The sequence below is a fragment of the Amycolatopsis sp. NPDC021455 genome (genome assembly GCF_040640995.1).
Classification (GTDB): Bacteria; Actinomycetota; Actinomycetes; order Mycobacteriales; family Pseudonocardiaceae; genus Amycolatopsis.
The window spans coordinates 85,153-104,392 of record NZ_JBFACT010000025.1; the positions used below are offsets into that span (position 1 = coordinate 85,153).

At 72.3% G+C, this 19,240-nt stretch carries 18 protein-coding genes; 7 read left to right on the top strand and 11 right to left on the bottom strand.

Annotated features, from left to right (window positions below):
• Positions 1 to 4: 4 nt before the first annotated feature.
• From AB0G28_RS26030 to AB0G28_RS26045, 4 genes are all read right to left on the bottom strand, one after another.
• Positions 5 to 1,978 (bottom strand): VCBS repeat-containing protein, encoded by a 1,974-nt coding sequence (locus AB0G28_RS26030; protein WP_361094035.1) that lies wholly within the window; start codon positions 1,976 to 1,978, stop codon positions 5 to 7.
• Entirely contained in the window at positions 1,975 to 2,958 is a 984-nt protein-coding gene (locus AB0G28_RS26035) for a DUF1702 family protein (RefSeq protein WP_361094038.1), read from the bottom strand. Before AB0G28_RS26035 ends, AB0G28_RS26030 begins: the two co-directional genes overlap by 4 nt.
• 105 nt (positions 2,959 to 3,063) lie before the next feature.
• Positions 3,064 to 4,059: a DUF1702 family protein gene (locus AB0G28_RS26040; RefSeq protein WP_361094041.1), complete on the bottom strand. Its 996-nt coding sequence runs from the start codon at positions 4,057 to 4,059 to the stop codon at positions 3,064 to 3,066.
• 26 nt (positions 4,060 to 4,085) lie between these two features.
• Positions 4,086 to 4,898, bottom strand: a complete 813-nt coding sequence (locus tag AB0G28_RS26045; protein ID WP_361094044.1) for an AraC family transcriptional regulator — start codon at positions 4,896 to 4,898, stop codon at positions 4,086 to 4,088.
• Between the two features lie 619 nt (positions 4,899 to 5,517).
• On the opposite strand from AB0G28_RS26045, the gene AB0G28_RS26050 reads away from it, so the two are divergent.
• Positions 5,518 to 6,354 (top strand): AfsR/SARP family transcriptional regulator, encoded by an 837-nt coding sequence (locus AB0G28_RS26050; protein ID WP_361094047.1) that lies wholly within the window; start codon positions 5,518 to 5,520, stop codon positions 6,352 to 6,354.
• 44 nt (positions 6,355 to 6,398) lie between these two features.
• Positions 6,399 to 7,094, top strand: coding sequence for a winged helix-turn-helix transcriptional regulator (locus AB0G28_RS26055; RefSeq protein ID WP_361094050.1), 696 nt, complete (start codon positions 6,399 to 6,401; stop codon positions 7,092 to 7,094).
• A 10-nt stretch (positions 7,095 to 7,104) separates the two neighbouring features.
• Here AB0G28_RS26055 and AB0G28_RS26060 read toward each other — a convergent pair whose 3' ends face one another.
• Both AB0G28_RS26060 and AB0G28_RS26065 read right to left on the bottom strand, forming a co-directional pair.
• Positions 7,105 to 8,346, bottom strand: coding sequence for a DUF6596 domain-containing protein (locus tag AB0G28_RS26060; RefSeq protein WP_361094053.1), 1,242 nt, complete (start codon positions 8,344 to 8,346; stop codon positions 7,105 to 7,107).
• Positions 8,343 to 8,732 (bottom strand): YciI family protein, encoded by a 390-nt coding sequence (locus tag AB0G28_RS26065; protein WP_361094056.1) that lies wholly within the window; start codon positions 8,730 to 8,732, stop codon positions 8,343 to 8,345. The genes AB0G28_RS26060 and AB0G28_RS26065 overlap by 4 nt, the downstream gene beginning before the upstream one ends.
• 135 nt (positions 8,733 to 8,867) lie before the next feature.
• On the opposite strand from AB0G28_RS26065, the gene AB0G28_RS26070 reads away from it, so the two are divergent.
• Positions 8,868 to 9,566: a maleylpyruvate isomerase family mycothiol-dependent enzyme gene (locus AB0G28_RS26070; protein WP_361094059.1), complete on the top strand. Its 699-nt coding sequence runs from the start codon at positions 8,868 to 8,870 to the stop codon at positions 9,564 to 9,566.
• Positions 9,567 to 9,569: 3 nt separating this feature from the next.
• Here AB0G28_RS26070 and AB0G28_RS26075 read toward each other — a convergent pair whose 3' ends face one another.
• Positions 9,570 to 10,190, bottom strand: a complete 621-nt coding sequence (locus AB0G28_RS26075) for an L-threonylcarbamoyladenylate synthase (protein ID WP_361094062.1) — start codon at positions 10,188 to 10,190, stop codon at positions 9,570 to 9,572.
• A 146-nt stretch (positions 10,191 to 10,336) separates the two neighbouring features.
• Between AB0G28_RS26075 and AB0G28_RS26080 the strand changes: the two genes are divergently transcribed.
• Positions 10,337 to 10,849 (top strand): DUF899 family protein, encoded by a 513-nt coding sequence (locus AB0G28_RS26080; protein WP_361094065.1) that lies wholly within the window; start codon positions 10,337 to 10,339, stop codon positions 10,847 to 10,849.
• Between the two features lie 145 nt (positions 10,850 to 10,994).
• A complete protein-coding gene (locus AB0G28_RS26085) occupies positions 10,995 to 13,340 on the top strand; it encodes a histidine kinase (protein ID WP_361094068.1) in 2,346 nt (781 codons plus the stop codon).
• Between the two features lie 51 nt (positions 13,341 to 13,391).
• Here AB0G28_RS26085 and AB0G28_RS26090 read toward each other — a convergent pair whose 3' ends face one another.
• Entirely contained in the window at positions 13,392 to 13,997 is a 606-nt protein-coding gene (locus AB0G28_RS26090) for a response regulator transcription factor (RefSeq protein ID WP_361094070.1), read from the bottom strand.
• Between the two features lie 214 nt (positions 13,998 to 14,211).
• A complete protein-coding gene (locus AB0G28_RS26095) occupies positions 14,212 to 14,391 on the bottom strand; it encodes a hypothetical protein (RefSeq protein ID WP_361094073.1) in 180 nt (59 codons plus the stop codon).
• A 458-nt stretch (positions 14,392 to 14,849) separates the two neighbouring features.
• On the opposite strand from AB0G28_RS26095, the gene AB0G28_RS26100 reads away from it, so the two are divergent.
• Together AB0G28_RS26100 and AB0G28_RS26105 are read left to right on the top strand one after the other, a co-directional pair.
• Positions 14,850 to 15,593, top strand: a complete 744-nt coding sequence (locus AB0G28_RS26100; protein WP_361094076.1) for an AraC family transcriptional regulator — start codon at positions 14,850 to 14,852, stop codon at positions 15,591 to 15,593.
• Positions 15,594 to 15,783: 190 nt separating this feature from the next.
• Positions 15,784 to 16,389 (top strand): response regulator transcription factor, encoded by a 606-nt coding sequence (locus AB0G28_RS26105; protein ID WP_361094079.1) that lies wholly within the window; start codon positions 15,784 to 15,786, stop codon positions 16,387 to 16,389.
• Here AB0G28_RS26105 and AB0G28_RS26110 read toward each other — a convergent pair.
• Positions 16,331 to 17,659: a histidine kinase gene (locus AB0G28_RS26110; protein WP_361094082.1), complete on the bottom strand. Its 1,329-nt coding sequence runs from the start codon at positions 17,657 to 17,659 to the stop codon at positions 16,331 to 16,333. The genes AB0G28_RS26105 and AB0G28_RS26110 overlap by 59 nt on opposite strands.
• A 109-nt stretch (positions 17,660 to 17,768) precedes the next feature.
• Complete coding sequence (locus tag AB0G28_RS26115) at positions 17,769 to 19,208, bottom strand: SagB family peptide dehydrogenase (protein ID WP_361094085.1); 1,440 nt, start codon at positions 19,206 to 19,208, stop codon at positions 17,769 to 17,771.
• Positions 19,209 to 19,240 lie beyond the last annotated feature (32 nt).

Consider the following 19,240-nt stretch of genomic DNA (forward strand, 5'->3'; position numbering starts at 1 on the left):
GACGTCACATCTCTTCCATCGCCGTGGAGCCGAGTTGGTACATGTGGCAGCCCGGTTGCAGCTTCAGGTCCTGCGTCCGCAGCTGCCCGGTCCGGTCCCGCCACTGCAGGTGCACGTCGAGCGGGCCCTGGACGTCCTGGCCGAGGCCGATCTGGACGTCGAAGCTGCGCCGGCCGGCCTCCCCGCTGCTGCCGTCGACCCGGCCGAGGTACTTCTTGCCGTCCGCGGTCGTCACGGTGACCTCGGCCCCGATCGCCGGGTTGCCGGCCGCGGGCAGCGGGCCGGGCGCCACCGGGGCATCGGTGGTCAGCTTCAGCTGCAGGTACCGGCCGGGGTCCGGGCTGTCGTTGTGGTAGAAGATCGGCTCCTCCCACTGCCGCGCCACGGCGAACTCGGGCAGGCCGTCCCCGTCGGTGTCGCCGACGGCGATGCCGCGGGTCGGCACCGGCACGGCCAGGCCCAGCTGCGGCGCGATGTCGGTGTACCGCCCGTCCGCGCTCTTCGCGAAGAAGTGCAGGGTCTGGTCGCCGGCGATGTCGTCACCGGCCCGCGCGTTCGGCCACCAGAAGGGGTTGGACAGCAGGCCGTCGTTGGCCGTGGCCAGCTCCTGCAGGTTCGGCCACCGGTTGACCTGGCCCTTGACGAACCCGGTCGCCTGGGCGATCTGGTTCTCCCCGCTGTTGTTGAAATCCTCGATCTTGACGTCCCAGCCCCAGCCGGACCACGCGGTCCCCAGCTCGGCACTGTCGTCGTGGAACGGCGCGACGCCGTCGTGCAGCTGCTTGCGCAGGTCCTCGGCGTTCTTCGCGGTGTTCATGAACTGGAAGTTCGACTCTTCGATGCCCCACGACGTGGTGATGTTGCTGACGAACAGGTCGTAGAGGCCGTCGTGGTTCAGGTCGCCGAAGTCGACGCCCATCCCCTTGAAGGAGTCGTTGCCCAGCACCTTCGACTTCGGGTCGGTGATGCCGCGGACCCCGGTGACCTCGCCGAAGCTCACGTGCCCCGGCGTGGACTTGTTGTACAGCAGGTGGTCGTGCCCGAAGTCGTTGGCGATGTAGAGCTCCGGCAGGCTGTCGCCGTCGATGTCGGTCGCGCTGGAGGCCAGCGTCCAGCCCGTCCGCGCGTTCTCCGGGATGCCGGCGGAGGCGTCGGCGTACTGCGCGCTCGGGTTCGCGCCGGCGGTGGCTCCGGTCCAGCGGAAGATGTACTTGGCGCCGGAGTTCTTCGCGTGCGACATCGACTGGTTCATCGTGATGCCGCCGTCGGCGTTCGGGTCGAGCACCTTGCTGTCCGGGAAGTAGTTGCCGACGAAGATGTCGGGGTGCCCGTCGCCGTCGAAGTCGCCGGTGGTGACGGAGTCGGTGTTCCACATCGGACCGTCGTACTTGCCGTCCGCGCCGCGGTGGTTCCCCGGCACCAGCTCGGTCGGCTGGAACGCCGACGCGTCGAACTTCGTCGCGGTGGCCTTCTGCAGGAACAGGACCGGGGTGCGGCCCCAGTAGTAGGCCAGCACGTCGGTCCGGCCGTCCTCGTTGAAGTCACCGGGGACACAGCCCATCGGCGCCATGTAGTCCCACGTCGGCAGCGCCGGCGCGGGATCGAGCGCGAAGGGTGCGTAACGCGGGCCCGAGTCCGGCGCCGGGGTGATGACGACCTGGTCGCTGCGCGGGTCGACCAGGCAGAGGTCGTTCGCCTTGCCGCTCCCGCTGATGTCGTTGAGCGCGATCGCGGCGCCGACCGAGGAAATCCACGCGGCGATGTCCTTGTACTGCTTGTTCACCGTCCGGATCGACTGCGACTTCTTCGCCGCGGGCAACGCGATCGTCATCGGGGTGAAGTGGAACTTGCTCGCCATCGAGTCCTGCTCGGCGGCGGAGACGCTGGGCAGCCGCGCGACCAGGAACAGGCCGAGGATCAGCGCCAGCGCCACGATGCCCGCCAGCTGCTTGCGCAGCCAGCCGAAGGTCGCGGTCATTTCTTCTTCCCTCCGTGGGTCAGCACTTCTTCGGCGATCCGCTGCCGCCAGGTTTCGAAGGCCGGGACGTCGTCGCCGTCGACCACGACGGCCGGGCGCACCTCCTGCGTGATCGCGGCGGCCCGCTCGGCGGGCAGGCCGCAGATCGCGCGGGTGGCGACCTCGGTCTCCGGGAGCAGCAGGCCCGCGCGCACCCGCGCTTCGGCGGCGAACGCGCTGCCCTGCGCCAGCTGCCCGTGGTGGATCCCGGCCCGGTCGACCAGCTCCTCGAGCTCGTCGGCCCGCACCCCGCACGCGTAGGTCGAGGCCAGCCCCACCCCGGCGTACAGGTCGCCGTGGCGCGACTCGGGGAACGCCTCGATCGTCTTGGCCACCAGCGGGACGTCGGTGCCGCAGACGAACCACAGCGCCCGGCCGATGCCCTGGTCGATGGCCCGCAGCGCATAGCCGGCGTACCGCTTGTCCGGCCAGGGGAAGCCCTGCTCCTGGTACTGGTCACGGACGTAGGAGTCCGTCTTGAAGTACGCCTGGTGGAAGCCGTAGCCGTCGAGGACGAGCCAGCGCAGCAACGGGTCGAAGGCCGCCGCCTTCGGCCACGCGAACCGCGGGATGCGGGCCATCGCCCAGCCGACCCCGACGTAGATGATGTAGTCGTGCTTTTCGCCCGGGCCGGCCAGGAATCCGGCGATGTTCGTGCGCTTGCCGAAAGGCAACCCGTCGAGCACGCCGTAACCCATTCCCGCGCCTTCGTAGGCGAAGCCGCGGAACTGCGGCGGAATGCGGTCGAGCCATTCTCCGGCCTGCTCGGCCGAGCGGGCTTCGACCGCGTGCGCGTAGCCGAGGAGAAACTTTTCCCCGACCGTCTCGAGCAGTTCTTGAGCGGCCGGGCTCTTCCGGTGGAAACCGCGCTTGGCCAGCGATGTCTCCGAGATGTCCGGTGTCAGGATGCGGCGTCTGAGCGCGCGCCAACCATTGCCCAACGCACTCTCCCCCTTCGGGTCGAATTCGGTTTGGTTCAGCTCTTCACCATTACGTTCACAGATTCGCCGGTCGGCGGTCTACTCCACGGTTGCGTGCGATCACTTTCAGCTCGCGCGCAACCCGGCGGCCGGCCGGAACTCGGCCCGGATGCGTTCCCGCCACAGCTCGTACGGCGGCTGCGGCCCGTCGTCGCCGTCGGCCCGCTCGGTGCGGTCGGCGAGGTGCTGCGCGCCCTGTACCGACAGGTCGGTGAGCACCCCGGCGGCCAGGTGGGTGTGGGCGGGGACGTGGGAGGAGTACGTCCGCGCCTTCACCGCGAACACGACGCCGAGCGCCAGCTCGTCGAAGTACTCCCCGGCCGCCCGGCGCAGCCGGGCCAGCCCCTGCTGGTCGGCTCCGCCGGCGAACGTCGCGGCGAGCCCGACCCCGCTCCACAGGTCGGCCCGGCGGGGTTCGGCGAAGCGCCCGACCCCGGCCGCCACGGCGTCCGGGTTCCCGCCGTGGATGAACCACAGCGCCCGGCCCACGCCCTGGTCGAACGCCCGGCCGAAGTAGCCGGGACGGCCCGCCCACGGGTAGGGCACCGGTTCGGCCTGCTCGCCGACCCACTTCGCCGTGTCGAAGTAGGCGCGGTCGAAGCCGTAGCCGTCGACGGCCAGCCAGCTCATCACGGGGTGGTAGGCCACGCCGGTCAGCTCGGGCAGGATGTTCTTCCACAGTGGACGCGGCAGCCGCGCCATCGCGAAGCCGATGCCGATGTAGGTCAGGAAGATGTGCGGGCGGCCCGGTCCTTCCAGCAAGGCACGGGTGCGATCACGGCCGCCGCCCGGCATGGCGTCGAGGATCGTGTAGCCCATCGTCGCGCCCTCGTAGGCGAACCCGCGCTGCTCGGGCTCGATGAGCGCGAGACGGCGCTCGATCTCCCACAGCGAAGCACCTTCGACGGCCCACTCGAACCCGCACACCACCGCCTGCGGGACCGCCTCCAGCCGGGCCGTCGCGTCGGTGTGCGTGACCGGGAAGCCGCGTCCGGCGAAACCGACGGACGCCAGCGGCGGTGCCAGCACGCGTTTGCGCAGGACACCCAGGAAAGTCGACATGGGACTCCTTCGTTCGTCGGGGCTTCTCAGGCGACGGCGCGCAGGTGCGTCCGCTGGGCGGGCACCATCCGCTGCCCGGCGGGCGTCTGGCGCGAAGCCAGGGTGATGGCGACCGGCGGGTCGGTCAGGGACGGCGGGCGCAGCCGCAGCGTGGTTTCGGACGGCTCGAACTCGGTCACCGTCGCCAGCGACGACGCGATCGTGAAAGCCGGACCGGCCTGCGCGCCGCGCACGGCACCGTGGTCGGCCACCGCGATCACCGTCCAGGTGCCTTCGGGCACGCAGTCGATGGTCAGGTCGGTCGACAGCGCGTCCGCCACCCCGCCGAAGGCCACGGGGCCGCTCTGCGGCACGGCGTCGGCGAACACGCCGACGAGCACGTTGGCCGGCGCGGCGTCCTGCGGCATCCGCAGCCGCACGGTCAGCCGGCCGCCGCAGGGCGGCGGCGACGGCCGCGTGCTGCCGGCCTCGCGCAGGGACCGCAGCGACGGCAACCGCTGGAAGTGCGCGGAATGCGCCACCAGCAGCTCGCCGACCTCCGGCTCCCGGTACTCGGTCGGGGTCATCCCGACCGTGCGCAGGAACCGGCTGGTGAACGTGCCCACGCTGCTGTACCCGACGCTGCAGACGATGTCCGACACCGTGAGCGACGTGGTCAGGAGGAGCCGTTTCGCTTCGAACAGCCTCACCGCGGTGAGGAACCGGCCCGGCGTCACCCCGGTCGCCTTCGCGAAGATCCGGGAGAAGTGGAACGGGCTCACGTACACCTCGGACGCCAGGGCCGACAGCGTGATCGGCTCGAAGTACCGCTCGAGGATCAGTTCGATCGCGCGGAGCACGGCGGGCTGAACCGCTTTGCCCCTGGCCGGTTCCGCCTCCCAACCACCTCGCTCCGCACCTGCCGACGGCTCGGTCCCGCCGGAACCCACGGACGCAACCGATCGCAAGATCATCAGTCCAACCTCGAATTCCTGCCGACGTCAATTTCCCTCGCCGCCAGGTAAGACGCCGTGCCTCGCAGGCCGGTGGACCTCCGATAGAAGGCCGGAAGAGGTCGCCGCGGCCCCCGGACGGCACCGGTGCGGGCGTCCCGGGCCGTGATGTGCAGAACGCACACCCGGCACGTGCGCGACGAACGTGACAGAGTGCGGGAGCGGTGCTCGCGGCGCGTGAGAGCGGCCACGCCTGGTGCTCCCGGCGGCATCGGGAAGATCAGGACCTGCGGTTTTACCTCGGCACACCGGTCCCCGGGCCGTGCGCGGCGCCCGGCGCAGGACGTGCGGAGCGCACGGGACCGCCCGGAGAAACACAGCTCGACTCTGGTGGACGGTTCACTGGCTGCGGCCCCGCCGCGTCTGTCACTGTCGAAAACGGACAGGCCCCGGGCCGGCGACCCGGCCCACACGGCTTCACTGGGGAGCTCGAGAAATCGCAGCGGGAACACTGGAGGCGCCCGGCATGTACTCCGCGAAAAACCTGACGGACGATCTGGCCGTGGTGCCGGACCGGGCCGAACCGGCACTCGGAAGCGGCGTCCGGTTCACGGTTCTCGGGCCGCTGGCCGTGGTGCGCGACGGCGTCGACTACGCCCCCACCACACCGAAGCTCCTGCAGCTGCTGGCCCTGCTCGTCCTGCGGCCCGGCAAGATGGTGCACGCCGACGCGATCGCCCAGGAGCTGTGGGCCGACAAGCCACCGCGCACCATGCGGACCACGATGCACACCTACGTCTACCACCTGCGCCGCTGCATCGAAGAGCACGGCCTCGACGACGGTCTCGACTCGATGCTGGTCACCAAGGCACCCGGGTACGTCTTCCGGATCGACCCGGCCCAGGTCGACGTCTTCCGCTTCGGGCAGCTCCAGCAGGAGGGCCAGGAGCTGCTCCGCCAGGACCGGCACGCCGAGGCCGTGGCGCGGTTCCGCTCGGCGCTCGACGTGTGGACCGGGCCGCCGCTGGCCAACGTCCCCTCGGGCCCGATGCTCCTGCCGTACACGGTCGAACTGCTGGAGCAGCGGCGCACCACGATGCACATGCTCTTCGAGGCCGAGATCGCCAGCGGGCACCACCGCGAGCTGATCGGGGAGCTGCGCTCGCTGACGGCGGGCAACCCGCTCGACGAAGCACTGCACGGCCAGCTCATGCGGGCCCTGGGCCGCAGCGGCCGCCGGTCCGACGCGATGGTCGTCTACCGCACCCTGCGGAAGCGGCTGAGCGAGGAGCTCGGCGTCGAGCCGTGCGCCGATCTGCAGCTGCTGCACCGCGACCTCATCTCCGAGGGCGACCACCACTGATTCCTCACCGTCCGCACCCACCCGTCCCGCGAAGTGAGGATCCAATGACCGGACCCGCCCGAACCTACGGCCAGTTCTGCGGACTGGCCCGCGCGCTGGAGCTCGTCGGCGAACGCTGGGCCCTGCTCGTCGTGCGCGACCTCGTCCTGGGCCCGAAGCGCTACCCCGAGCTGAAGGCGGGCCTGCCCAGGATCCCGCCGAGCATCCTTTCGGCGCGGCTCAACGAGCTGGAGGCGGCCGGTGTCCTCCGCCGACGCGTCCGCCCCGACCTCGACGCCGGCCTGGTGTACGAGCTCACCGAGTACGGGAGCGAACTCGACCAGGTCCTGCTCGACCTCGGCCTGTGGGGTGCGAGGTCGCTGAGCCGGCCCGCCGCGGGCGACGTCTTCACCCTGGACACGGCGATCCTCTCGCTGTACACGGCCTTCCGGAGCGAAGCCGCGGCCGGCGTCCAGGTCGGCTACGAGATCGAGTACCCCGGCGAGCTGGTCGTGCACGCCATGGTCGACGACGGCGCGCTCAAGGTGTCCGAAGGCCACCACCCCGGCGCCGACCTGGTCATCCGGTGTGGCCGCGACGCGGCCCTGCTGGACGTGATCAGCGGCCGGGTCAGCCCGGCGGAAGCGGTGCGATCCGGCCGGCTGGCGCTCGAAGGCGACCTCGGCGACCTCGAGCTGTTCGCCCGCCTGTTCCGGCTGGCGAGCGCACCGGAACCCGAGGCGGGCATCGTCCTCCGCTGAGCGCGGGGACTCAGCCGAGGCGTTCCGCGCGCTCCTCGAGGTAGCGCCGCTCGGGCAGGCTCGCCGTCCGCTTCGCCGCACGGCGGTAGTGCTCGCGAGCGGCCTCGTGGTCCCCGGCCCGCTCCAGCAGGTGCGCCCGCACGGCGTCGAAGCGGTGGCTCTGCTTCATCCGGCCGTCGCCGGCGATGGAGTCCAGCAGCTCCAGCCCGCGGGCCGGGCCCTCGACCATGGCGACCGCGATCGCCTGGTTCAGCGTCACCACGGGGCTCGGCGCGAGCTCCTGCAGCACCTCGTAGAGCTGCGCGATCTGCACCCAGTCGGTGCTTTCCGCGCTCGGTGCCGCGTCGTGCAGCGCCGCGATCGCCGCCTGGACCTGGTACGCCCCGACCGGGCCGCGGCCCAGCACCCGGCCGATGAGCGCGGCGCCTTCGGCGACCATCGCGCGGTCCCAGCGGCCGCGGTCCTGCTCGGCCAGCGGCACCAGGGTCCCGTCCGGACCGGTCCGCGCCTCGCGGCGCGCGTCGGTGAGCAGCATGAGCGCGAGCAGCCCGGCCACCTCGCCGTCGTCCGGGCGCAGCGCGTGCACCGCCCGGGTCAGCCGGATCGCTTCGTGCGCGAGCTCGGGCACCCGCAGGTCGGTGCCGGAAGTGGCGGTGTACCCCTCGTTGAAGATCAGGTAGAGCACCTGGAGCACGACCGCCAGCCGTCCGGCGTACTCGTCCGGCGCCGGGTCCCCGAACGTCGACCCGGCGGCGGCGATGCTTTCCTTGGCGCGCGTGATGCGCCGGGTCATCGTCGCTTCCGGCACGAGGAACGCCTTGGCGACCTGGGCGGTCGTCAGGCCGCCCACCGCGCGGAGGGTGAGCGCCACCTGCGACGGCGGCGAAACCGCCGGGTGGCAGCACAGGAACAGCAGCCTCAGCGTGTCGTCGCGGTCGGGCGGCCGCTCCTCCCCCGGGCCGGCCACCGCGCCGGCGTCCGAGGGTTCGCGGACCGCGACGGATTCCTCCCGCCGGCGGCGCGCGCTCTCGCTGCGCCAGTGGTCGGTGAGCCGCCGCCCCGCGACGGCGACGAGCCAGCCGTGCGGGTTGTCGGGCACGCCTTCGGCGGGCCACTGCTCGGAAGCGGCGAGCAGGGCCTCCTGGACCGCGTCCTCACACGCGTCGAACTGGCCGTGCCGGCGCACGAGGACGCCGAGCACCCGCGGCACCAGCGGCCGGAGCAGCTCACCGACGTCCGCCGGGCCGGTCACCCGCCGGTGAACTCGGATTCGGTCTCCGCGTCGGCGAAGAACACCACGGGGCGGACTTCGATGCCGAGCCCGTCGATCTTCGCGTCCGGGATCATCGCCGCCACCTCGTACGCCCGCTCGGGACTCGCGCACTCGACGAGGTAGTAGCCCGCGAGGAACTCCTTCGACTCGACGAACGGGCCGTCGGTGATCGCCGGCATCCCGTCCTTCACCCGCACCACGGCGCTCTCGGCCGGCGCGCCGAGCGCCTGGGTGCTGATCATCTCCCCGGACTCGCGGATGCGCCGGATGAACTCGCCGTGCCCGGTCATCACTTCGTCCTTGTCCTGCTCGGACAGGCCGTCCCAGACGTCCGGGTTCATGTACATCGCCAAGAGGTACTTCATTCCGGCTCCCCGCGTTCGGCAACCCCTGGTGGCAACATAGCCGATCCGGCAGCGCAACCTGCGAGTGGTCGGCGGGCGCGCGGCGGCGGCAGCATCGAGGCTTCGGGATTCGATCACCGGCCGGAGGACGCCCCCATGCCAGACGTGCACGCCGACCTCGGCACCGAGGCGGACCTGCTCGCGGAGCTCGTCCGCGCGCACGAGGGGACGGTGCTGCTCCCCGCCGCCCGGGTGATCACCGGCCACCTCGCCGAGCTGACGGTCCTGGCCCGCCGCGTCGTGCTGAGCGTCGAAGGCGAGGAAAGCGCTTCCGCCCCGCACATCACCGGCTCGGGGATGCTCGGGGACGCCGTCCTCGGCTGGCGTTCGGAACACCGGAAGGCGGCCGAGCTGCTGGCCACCGCGACGTCGGACATCGCGTGGCCGGGCGGGCCGGTGCGGCCGTCGGTGCTCGCCGCCGCGCTCCTCACCGCGGTCTTCGCCCGCGGCCAGGACATCGCCGACGTCCTCGGCGCCCGCCTGCCCCGCAACGACAGCCTCGGCCACGTCGCTTACTACGGCGTGCGCACCCGCGACGACGCCTACGCCGGGCGCGGCACCCCGCCCGCGGCGCCGTTCCGCTTCGAGCTCACGGCGCCGTCGGGCACGCGGTGGGAGTTCGGCCCGGCCGGCGCGGTGGACCGCGTGACCGGCCCCGCCGAAGACTTCTGCCTGCTGTTCACCGGCCGCCGGCCGCTCGCCCGGCTGGCCGTCACCACCACGGGTGAGGCCACCCGGTGGGCGGAACTGGCCCAGACCCACCGGAATCCACTGTGGACATCCGATGTGGACTGAGGATCACTCGAAGCGGTCCGGGTCCCCGGCGCCGCGGCGGACGATCTCGGCTTCCCCCGAGGAGAAGTCCACCACCGTGGTCGGCTCGACACCGCAGTCGCCGGAGTCGACGACCGCGTCGAGGACGTGGTCGAGCTCCTCCTTGATCTCCCACCCCTGGGTGAGCGGCTCGGCCACGTCCGGCAGGAGCAGCGTGCTCGACACCAGCGGCTCGCCGAGCTCCGCCAGCAGCGCTTGGGTGACGGCGTGCTCCGGGATGCGCACGCCCACGGTCTTCTTCTTCTCGTGCATCAGCCGCCGGGGCACCTCCTTGGTCGCCGGCAGGATGAACGTGTAGCTGCCCGGGGTGGCCGCCTTGATCGCGCGGAACACCGCGTTGTCGACGTGCACGAACTGCCCGAGCTGCGCGAAGTCCTCGCAGACCAGGGTGAAGTGGTGGCGCCGGTCGAGCCGGCGGATCGCCCGGATCCGGTCGAGCCCCTGCGGGTTGTCGAGCCGGCAGCCCAGCGCGTAGCAGGAGTCCGTCGGGTAGGCGATCAGGCCGTCCCCGCGCACCAGTTCGGCGATCTGCCCGATCGCGCGCCGCTGCGGGTTGTCCGGGTGGACGTCGAAGTACCTGGCCATGACCGCGAGCCTAGGCCCCGGCCCGCCGGGGCGCCCGGCGACCCCGCCGCGTCTTCCACTTTGCGCAGAACCGCCCCGGACGGTGACGGCGCCCCGGCCGCGACCGCATAATCCGGGCAAAGCACGTTCACCCCGAGGAGGCGACCGTGATCGGACTGGCGCTGCCCGGCAGCACCCGCCCGCCGCTGCCGCGGCCCCGCGCCGTGCCCGCGGCGGACTACCGCTTCACCGGGCCCGCCGGCGGGGTGGACCTGGCCGGGCTGTTCGGCGGGCACCGGCGGCTCGCCGTGCACCACACGCTGCCCGACCGCAGCCGTCCCGGCGCCGCCGTGGCCCCCGGCGAGCTCGCCGCGGCCATGCACGCCGCCGGCACGCGGCTGGTGCTCGTTTCCCACGCCCCGTACGCGAAGCTCGAGCAGTACGGGGTCCACTTCGGCTGGGACCTGCCGGCGTACTCCGCGGTGGGCACCGCGTTCGGCTCGGACTTCCCGGCGACGCGGTACCTCGACGGGACCGGCTGCGACGACCGGGAAGACGCGCCCGGACTGAGCTTCTTCGGCCTGGACGGGGGATTCGTCCGGCATCTCGGCTCGGTCGCCGTGCCGTACCTGGATTTCCTCGGCCTCGCGGGGGTGACCGGCCGGGTGCGCGTGCGCTGAAGCGCCGGTGCCGGAACGGTCCTCCGGCGCTCGCGCGGACCCGCGTCCGCGGGCTTCCATGAGATAGCATCGGCTGATCAGCGTGCCATGAGACAGGCGCGGCCGGCCGGGCCTGTCTCTTCGCCGACCCGCCGGAGGATCGCAGATGTCACGGGGAGCCCCTCTCGACCCCACGGCGGCGCTCTCCGTCACCGCGGAGCCCCGGGGCACCACGCGAGCCGACCGGCGGCCGCGGCTGGCGACGTTCCTGGCCGGCAGCATCATCGTCGTGGTGGTCGCCGGGTTCGGCGTCGTGGGACTCGCGAACCTCCTGCCCGCCTCGGTCGACTTCTTCCACGCCGCCTACGGGATCGTCGGTGTCACCGGGCTGCTGGCGATCCAGCTGCTCTGGTTCAGCCGCCCGTCGTCCAGGCTGGATTCGACGACCAGCAAGGTCCTCCTCGGGGCCCTCGTGCTGCTGGCCTACGTGCCGATCCCGACCTTCGGCATGCTGTGGGCCGACATGCCGGACTTCGTCGGCGGCGCGGTCCTGCTGGTCCTGCCGTCCCGCTACGCCTGGCCCGCGTTCGCCGCGGTGTGCGCCAGCATCGCCTGGACGTACACGATTTACGACGGCAACGCGATGAGCACGCTGTACAACACGTTCGCCTCGATCTTCTACTGCCTGGTCTTCTACCAGCTCGCACGGCTGGCGCGGATGGTCGACGAACTGCACCGGGCACGCACCGAGCTCGCCCGGCGGGCGGTCGCCGAGCAGCGGCTGGTGTTCGCCCGCGACCTGCACGACCTGCTCGGGCTCAGCCTGTCCGCGATCGCGCTCAAGGGCGAGCTCGTGCACCACCTGCTGCGGAAGTCGCCGGACCTCGCCAAGGCCGAGCTGGACGAGATGACCGCCACCGCGCAGCGCACGCTCTCCGACGTCCGGGCGGTCTCCCGCGAGTACCGCGAGCTGTCGCTGGAAAAGGAGTCCCGGACCGCCGAGTCGCTGCTGGCGGCCTCGGAGATCGCCGTCCAGGTGCACCTCGACTCGGGCGACCTGCCGGTCCAGGCGCGGACCCTGCTGGCCAAGGTGCTGCGCGAAGGCGTGACCAACGTACTCCGCTACAGCGACGTCGAACACTGCGAGATCGACATCGTCCAGCACGACGACAAGGTCACGCTGCAGATCACCAACGACGGCGTCGCGGCCGACGAGGCCGGGCTCGAGCCGGGCAGCAGGCTCACGAAGCTCCCCGACGAAGTGGCCGCGCTCGGGGGCACGGCGACCGCCGAGGCCGGTCCCGGCGGCCGGTTCGTGCTGCGCGTCGAGCTCCCGGTCCCCACCCGGCTGGACGGGCCGGTGACCGGCCGTGACGAGACCGACCGGCCACAGTCGACGCTGTTCCGCTGGCTGCTGCCGGCGACCATGTCGCTGATGGGCGTCGGCGCGACCCTGCACGCGCTCCGGCTGACCACGGAGGCCTGGCGGGTCGCCCTGGTGATCGGCTCGGTCGTGGCGCTGCTGGCGCTGCAGTTCTCCTACTTCAACCGGCCGGCGACCCCGCTGCGCTCGGCCCAGACCTACGGGATGCTGCTGGTCCAGGCCTGCCTGACGTACCTGCCGCTGCTGCCGCTGAAGCAGGACTGGGTGAGTGTCCCGGGCCTGCTGATCGGCACGGCCCTGCTGGTCCTCCCGCCGGTCGCGGGCTGGAGCTTCTTCGCCCTGAACACCGCCGTGTACGCGTTGATCGAGTACCGGGCCGGGGCCAGTGACGCGGCACTGGTGTTCTTCACGGCGGCCACGGTGATGACCGGGCTGACCGTGTTCGGCCTGCTGTGGCTGGTCCGGCTCGTGACCGAACTGGACCTCACCCGGCGGCGGCTGGCGGAGATGGCCATCGCCGAGGAACGGCTGCGGTTCGCGCGCGACCTGCACGACCTGCTCGGGATGAGCCTGTCGGCGATCGCGCTGAAGAGCGAGCTGACCTCGCGGATCCTCGCGATCGACCGCGACCGCGCGGCGGCCGAGCTGACCGAGATCCTCGGCCTGACCCGCCAGGCGCTGTCGGACGTGCGGTCGGTCGCCAGCGGCTACCGCGAGCTGTCCCTGGAGAACGAGTCCCGCACGGTCCAGTCGGTGCTCGCCGCGGCCGACGTCCGGGTCCGCATGGATACCCTGCTTTCGGAGGACCTGCCGCCGTCCGTGCGGACCGTGCTGGCCGTGGTGCTGCGCGAAGGCGTGACGAACGTCCTCCGGCACAGCCAGGTCGAAAGCTGCGACATCGCGCTGCGCCGGGTGGACGGCGGTGTCACCCTCGAGATCGTCAACGACGGCGTGGACCGCCCCGGCCACGTCACACCCGCGGCCGGCAACGGTGCGGCGCCGCGCCGCCGGCCGCCGGGCAGCGGGATCGGCAACCTCTCGCACCGCGTGGCCGACCTCGGCGGCGAGCTGACGGCCGGGGTGGACGCCGACGGCCGGTTCCGCCTGCGCGCGGTCATCCCGGCCTGACCGGACGGCCGGCGCCGGGCTCAGGGCTCAGGGGCTCAGGGGCTCAGGGGCTCAGACCCAGCCGGACTCCTGCGCGATGCGGATGGCGTCCACCCGGTTGCGGGCGTTGAGCTTCGAGACGACCGCCGTGAGGTAGTTGCGGACCGTGCCCGCCGAGAGGTAGAGCCGGGCCGCGATCTCGACCGTCCCGTAGCCCTGCGCCGTCATGCGCAGCACGTCCAGCTCGCGGCCGGTCAGCGGGCAGTCCACGCTGTCCCAGGCGGCGAGCGCGAGGTCGCCGTCGACCATGCGGCGGCCCGCGACGACCCCGCGGATCGCGTGGGCCAGGCGCTCCGGCGGCGCGTCCTTGAGCAGGAACCCGGCCACCTTGGCGTCCAGTGCGCGGCGCAGCGTCCCCGGCCGGCCGAGGCTGGTCAGGATCAGCGTGCGGCACCCCGGCAGCTGCTCGTGGAGCTCACCGGCGGCGGTCAGCCCGTCCTTGCCGGGCAGGTCGATGTCGATCACCGCCACGTCGGCCGCGGCTTGGCGGGCCATCGGCAGGATTTCCAGCCCCGAGGCCACCTCGGCGACGACCTCGATGTCGGGCTCGAGACGCAGCAGCGCCACCAGAGCGCCCCGTACGATGTGCATGTCCTCCGCAACGAGCACTCTGATCATGGTGCCTCCGCGATCGCATTCCCCAGAGGCCCAGTTAAACATTCCGGGCACCGGATCGCTTACCGATGAACGGGCAATACCGCGTACCGCCCGCGCAATGCGAGCGGCACGCGGTCGAGGTGGACCGAAAAATGCCTTGTTGCGATCGAACAGCTACCCGACGTAGTGGCGTCGTGATTCTTTCCCGCGCCGGGCGATCGGCCCCGGCCGCCACTCAGGTGGCATCGAGCACGTCCATCCGGCAGATGGTCCCGCGCATCGGTGCCCGGCCCGCGGCCGACTCGCGGCCCCACAGTTCGAAGCGATCGATGACGAGACCGGCCTCGACATTTCGGATATCGATGCCGAGACCGTCGAAAAGGGCTCGGACGTCGGCGTTTATCTGCGAACTCATTGTGTACTCCCCAGCGTGCCGTGAACTTTTCCGTCCATAATTATTCCGCGCACCGGGGGGCGGACAGCCAGTGTCCGCGTCATCGGGCCGTCGTGCTTTCCTGCTAAGCCGGACGGCCCCAAGGGTTACGCTCATCGGCCGATCGTCCGCAGCGGATGACCGACCGAGCGCGCCGATCACGTGACGAAAGGTAGTCGATCCGGCGATCACGGGTGCCGTCACGCGGCTCGCGTCCGCAAGGTCGGATACCCGCTCACCGGCCGTCCGAAGCTCCGGCGGCGGCCATGTGAGAAACGCATGCCAGGCACCCGCGAAAGCCATTCCCAACGGGTGCCGATGAGCACTTAAGAAGTAGACGGCTCCGACCCTAGAGTTCCGGTATACCCAATCTGCCGTCGCCGGCGGCGTTCGCAGGGAACACGCCCGGCAGGCACCCGGCCAGCGGAGGGACGGCCACCATGGACGACATCGTGCGGCAGGCCGTGGCACGCGCCATCGAAGCCATGCAGGGCAACCTGGGCGAACGCCTCACCATCGATGATCTCGCGCGCGCCGCGATGTTCAGCAAGTTCCACTTCACGAGGATCTTTCTGCGGGCGACCGGGTTGTCCCCGGGCCGTTTCCTTTCGGCGCTGCGGCTGGCCGAGGCGAAGCGGCTGCTCGCCACGACGGCGACGTCCGTCGCGGACATCAGCCACCAGGTCGGCTACAACAGCGTCGGCACGTTCAGCGCCCGCTTCAGCGGCAGCGTCGGCCTTTCCCCGACGGGGTACCGGCAGCGCGGCGGGCAGCCCGGCCCGCTCCCCGAGCGCACCGGCCAGCCGGAGTCCGCGGCCGCGGTGCGCGGCAGGCTCTGGTTCCCGCCCGCCAAGCAGCGGGGCCCGGTGTTCGTCGGGCTGTTCCCGGCCCGGATCGCCGAAGGCGCGCCGGCCCGGTACGCGGTCGTCCCCGGCGGCGGGCACTACGCGCTGACCAGCGTGCCGGTGGGGTCCTGGTACGTCATCGCCTGCGCCTACGGCGTGTTCGACGAGCGCGGTCCCCGGGCGCTGACCGGGTTGTCCGGGCCGGTCACGGTGCACCGGGAGGTCACGGCGCACCTGGCCGACGTGCGGCTGCGGCCGCGTCACCGCTTCGACCCGCCGGTCCTGCTGGCCCTGCCCGAGCTCCGGCCGGCCCCGGCGCACCGCGCGGTCGCGGTCTGAACCCGGTCCGAGCGAGCGCGGGCCACCACCCCGCGGCGAAAAGCGAAACCGGCGGCTTCGCCCCGGGACGGCAGAAATACCGTCCCGGGGCGAAGCCGCTCACTGTCGGGTGATTCCTCCGGCGAGGCCGGACGGTGGCGTACAATTCGCGCGGGGAATTGACTCGGCTGGGGGATGCGAGGAACACAACGTGATAAAGGTTCTGCTGGCCGAGGACATGGACATGGTCCGCGGCGCGCTCGTTGCCCTCTTGAGCCTCGAGTCCGACATCGAGGTGGTGGCGGAAGTGGATTCCGGGGACGAAATCCTGCCCGCCGCCCGGTCCGCCCGCCCCGACGTCGCCGTCATCGACATCGACCTGCCGGGCAAGGACGGGCTGACCGCGGCGACCGAGCTCCACGAGCACGTCCCCGAGTGCCACACGCTGATCCTCACCAGCCTCGGCAGGCCGGGCACGGTCCGCCGCGCGCTGGACGCGAAGGTGAACGGGTTCCTGCTCAAGGACGCGCCGTCGGACAAGCTCGCCAACGCGGTGCGGTCCGTCGCGGTCGGCAGGCGGGTCATCGACAGCGAGCTCGCGCTGTCGGCCTGGGAAGCCGACGACTGCCCGCTCACCCCCCGCGAGCTGGAGATCCTCGCGCTCGCCGCGCGCGGGCGCAACGTCGCCGACATCGCCGCGGACCTGTTCCTGTCGCCGGGCACGGTGCGCAACTACCTGGCGGCGTCGGTCACGAAGCTCAACGCCCGGAACCGCGTGCACGCCATCCGGATCGCCACCGAAGCCGAATGGCTCTGAGCCGCTTCGGGACCAGGCGCGCGCCCCGCCGGGGCGGCAGGAACGGCTGAAGCGGCACGACGGCGCGCAGCGCGTACGTCCCGTCGGGCCGCACTCCGGCGGTGAGGGTGCCGCCGAGGGCGCCGATCCGGTCCTCCAGGTTCGGCAGGCCGGAACCGTGCTCCTCGCCGGCCGCCGGGTCGTCGCCCTGCTCGTCCTCCGGCACGACGCCGTCGTTGGTGACGCACAGCCAGGCCTCGTTCCTGGTCTCGCCCACGGCGAGCTCGCACCACGTCGCCCGGCTGTGCCGGACAATGTTGGTGGCGCTCTCCCGCAGCACCGTGGCGAACGTCGTGGCGACCGGCTCGGGGAGGCGCTCGGGCACCTGCGGGCCGAGGCGCACGCTCACCCCGGCGGTCTCCAGCACCGCCGCCGCGGACCGGCGTTCCTCGGCCAGGGAGAACTCCCGGCTCCCGGCCGCGATCGAGCGGACGTCCGCGAGCGCTTTGCGCGAGATCGCGACGAGCTCGGTGAGCTCGGCCCGGGCCCGGTCCGGCTCGGGCCCGACGAGCCGCCGGGCCAGCTCGATCTTCAAGGCGATGGCGGACAGGGTCAGCCCGAGCAGGTCGTGGGTGTCCTGGGAGAACCGCAGGCGCTCCTCGGCGATCGCGCGCGAGGTCAGCTCCCGTCCGCCGGCCTCGTAGGCGGCGGCCAGCCGGCTGAACCACGCGAGCGCGAACAAGACCCCCGAGGCCACCGCCGTCAGCACCGCGCCGTCGACGCCGGCCGCGACCGACACCACCGGCGTCCCCGCTCCCGCGGCGAGGACGCCCGCCCCGGCCGAGACCAGCGCGAGGACCGGCACGGACACCAGCGGCCTCGCCACGAGCAGCACGCTTCCCGCGAAGAAGCAGCCGAGGACGCTCCAGGCCCCGCCGAGGTGCAGCACCGGCAGCAGGCCGAGCAGCGCCTGCACCGCCAGTGCGGGGCCGCGGGCCCGGGGACTGCCGTAGCAGAGCGCGGCCAGGTGCACGGCGACCAGCACCAGGGCGTAGCCGCACGCCGCGAGCGCCGGCGGCCACGACCGCGCCTCGCGCAGCGGCCCCAGCAGCCCGAGGCCGGCGACACCGAGGCAGGTGGCGGCGTGCACGACCTGGACCAGGCGCGTCGGGAAGCCACCACCCGGCAGCCCGTCGGCGGTGGCGTCCGGATCGGCCGGCCCCGCCGCGCCGGCCGGCGCCGGGTTCGACGGTCCGAACCTTGCTTCACGCAGCCTCGCGTCAGCGATCACGCAGCGCCTCCCCAGAAACGCGCCGGCCCCGAGAGGCAATGTAACAGCCGGAACGGCCCCTGCCGGATCACTGCCGAGGGGGATTTCGCCGGAGCCGGCCGGGCGGGGGTCAGGCGGGGAAGCCGAGCACGCACTCGCCGATGCTGACCTCGGCGGGCCACTCCAGCTTGAGCGCCCGGTCGGCGCGGTCGCCGGAGTCCGCGGGCACGGCGTGCGCCGTCAGGCCCATGGCCTTGGCGACCAGGGAGAACACCTGCTGGAGCGCGCCGAGGTGCAGCAGGGTCGTCGCGTAGGCCGCGCCACCGAGCGCCCAGGCGATCCGGGACATCCGCGCGGTCATGGTCAGCAGGACCGACGGGCGGCGGTGGCTGCCCGCCGCGACCATCGCCATGTCCAGGAGACCGTCCAGGACGGCGGTGTCGTCGTCGACCAGGGTGAGGACGTGCCAGAGCGGGTCGTAGTGGTAGATGCCGCGGGCGAGGCCGGCGCAGCGGTTGATCCCGACGTAGATTTCGAGCTCGTACAGGCAGGCCACGCTGAAGTACGGCCGCTGCGTCGCGTCGTGCGAGCGCCCGCCGGGGAGACCGGCCTGCCCGATCGAACGGACCCGCGCGGCGCGGAACAGGAACTCGCCGATCTGCCGCGCCGACAGTTCCCGCTCGCTGACGACGGGGCAGGTGTGGTCGGTCTCGAGCAGCTCGCCCAACGTCGGCCCCCCGGAGACCAGTTCGGCGGGCTCGGGCCGGTACAGCGGGTAGGAAGGCCCGCCCGTGCGCGGTTTGACCATCGACGGGTCCGGGCCGGGCCGGGCGTCGTCGGGTTCGCGGGACGACGGCATCTGCCAGGTCCGGCTGCAGGCGTGGAACATCAGGTCGTCGTGCGACCAGTGCGCCGTGCCCGGACCGCCGTGCTCGGTGAACCGGTCCTGCGCGTCGGCGAGGAGCACGACCCCGGCGGCGACCAGGAACTCCACCACGTCGGCGACCACCGGCCCGGCCACGCCGGTGGCGGCGGCCAGCTCCTCGACCGTCGTCGGCGCGGCGAGCGACGAGGCGAGCAGCATCGCGGGCGGCCGGCACAGCGCGACCTTGTACGGCGCCCCGGGTGTTTCGGCCAGCAGGATCCCGCCGTCGGCCCGCAGCGCGGTCAACCGGGACAGCCGCACCCGCCGCCCGGCCGGCAGCGGCCCGGCGCGGAAGGCGGGGAACTGGGTCACCGGGATCGCCGACAGCACCGGCCCGCGGCCGTCGTTGAGCGCGAGGGAGTGCACCACCGAACCGGCCAGCCGGGCGAGCACCTTCCGCAGCGACCGCCGCCAGGCCTCCTCGCCGGCGCCGTCCGCGGCCACCAGGTTCGCCATGGACACGGGCCCGAGCGCCAGCCGGGCGAGGGACTCCGGCACCCCGGCGGCCGTGCCGCGGAACTCGTACTCGCCCCACCACGTGATGGCGACGAGCGAGCCCTCCTCACCCGCTTCGAGCAGGGTGTCCTCCGTGAACGACCACAACCGCACCGTTTCGGCGTGCCTTGCCGGATTCTCGGCAGCCAACGCGAACTCCTAGGTGGACGACGGAACGGCGC

What these genes read in the sequence shown, in the direction of transcription:
- AB0G28_RS26095 (WP_361094073.1), bottom strand. Translation starts at nt 14,391, where the DNA reads ATGAGTTCGCAGATAAACGCCGACGTCCGAGCCCTTTTCGACGGTCTC.
- AB0G28_RS26090 (WP_361094070.1), bottom strand. Translation starts at nt 13,997, where the DNA reads ATGATCAGAGTGCTCGTTGCGGAGGACATGCACATCGTACGGGGCGCT.
- AB0G28_RS26085 (WP_361094068.1), top strand. Translation starts at nt 10,995, where the DNA reads ATGTCACGGGGAGCCCCTCTCGACCCCACGGCGGCGCTCTCCGTCACC.
- AB0G28_RS26050 (WP_361094047.1), top strand. Translation starts at nt 5,518, where the DNA reads ATGTACTCCGCGAAAAACCTGACGGACGATCTGGCCGTGGTGCCGGAC.
- AB0G28_RS26030 (WP_361094035.1), bottom strand. Translation starts at nt 1,978, where the DNA reads ATGACCGCGACCTTCGGCTGGCTGCGCAAGCAGCTGGCGGGCATCGTG.
- AB0G28_RS26075 (WP_361094062.1), bottom strand. Translation starts at nt 10,190, where the DNA reads ATGGCCAGGTACTTCGACGTCCACCCGGACAACCCGCAGCGGCGCGCG.
- AB0G28_RS26100 (WP_361094076.1), top strand. Translation starts at nt 14,850, where the DNA reads ATGGACGACATCGTGCGGCAGGCCGTGGCACGCGCCATCGAAGCCATG.
- AB0G28_RS26070 (WP_361094059.1), top strand. Translation starts at nt 8,868, where the DNA reads ATGCCAGACGTGCACGCCGACCTCGGCACCGAGGCGGACCTGCTCGCG.
- AB0G28_RS26055 (WP_361094050.1), top strand. Translation starts at nt 6,399, where the DNA reads ATGACCGGACCCGCCCGAACCTACGGCCAGTTCTGCGGACTGGCCCGC.
- AB0G28_RS26040 (WP_361094041.1), bottom strand. Translation starts at nt 4,059, where the DNA reads ATGTCGACTTTCCTGGGTGTCCTGCGCAAACGCGTGCTGGCACCGCCG.
- AB0G28_RS26065 (WP_361094056.1), bottom strand. Translation starts at nt 8,732, where the DNA reads ATGAAGTACCTCTTGGCGATGTACATGAACCCGGACGTCTGGGACGGC.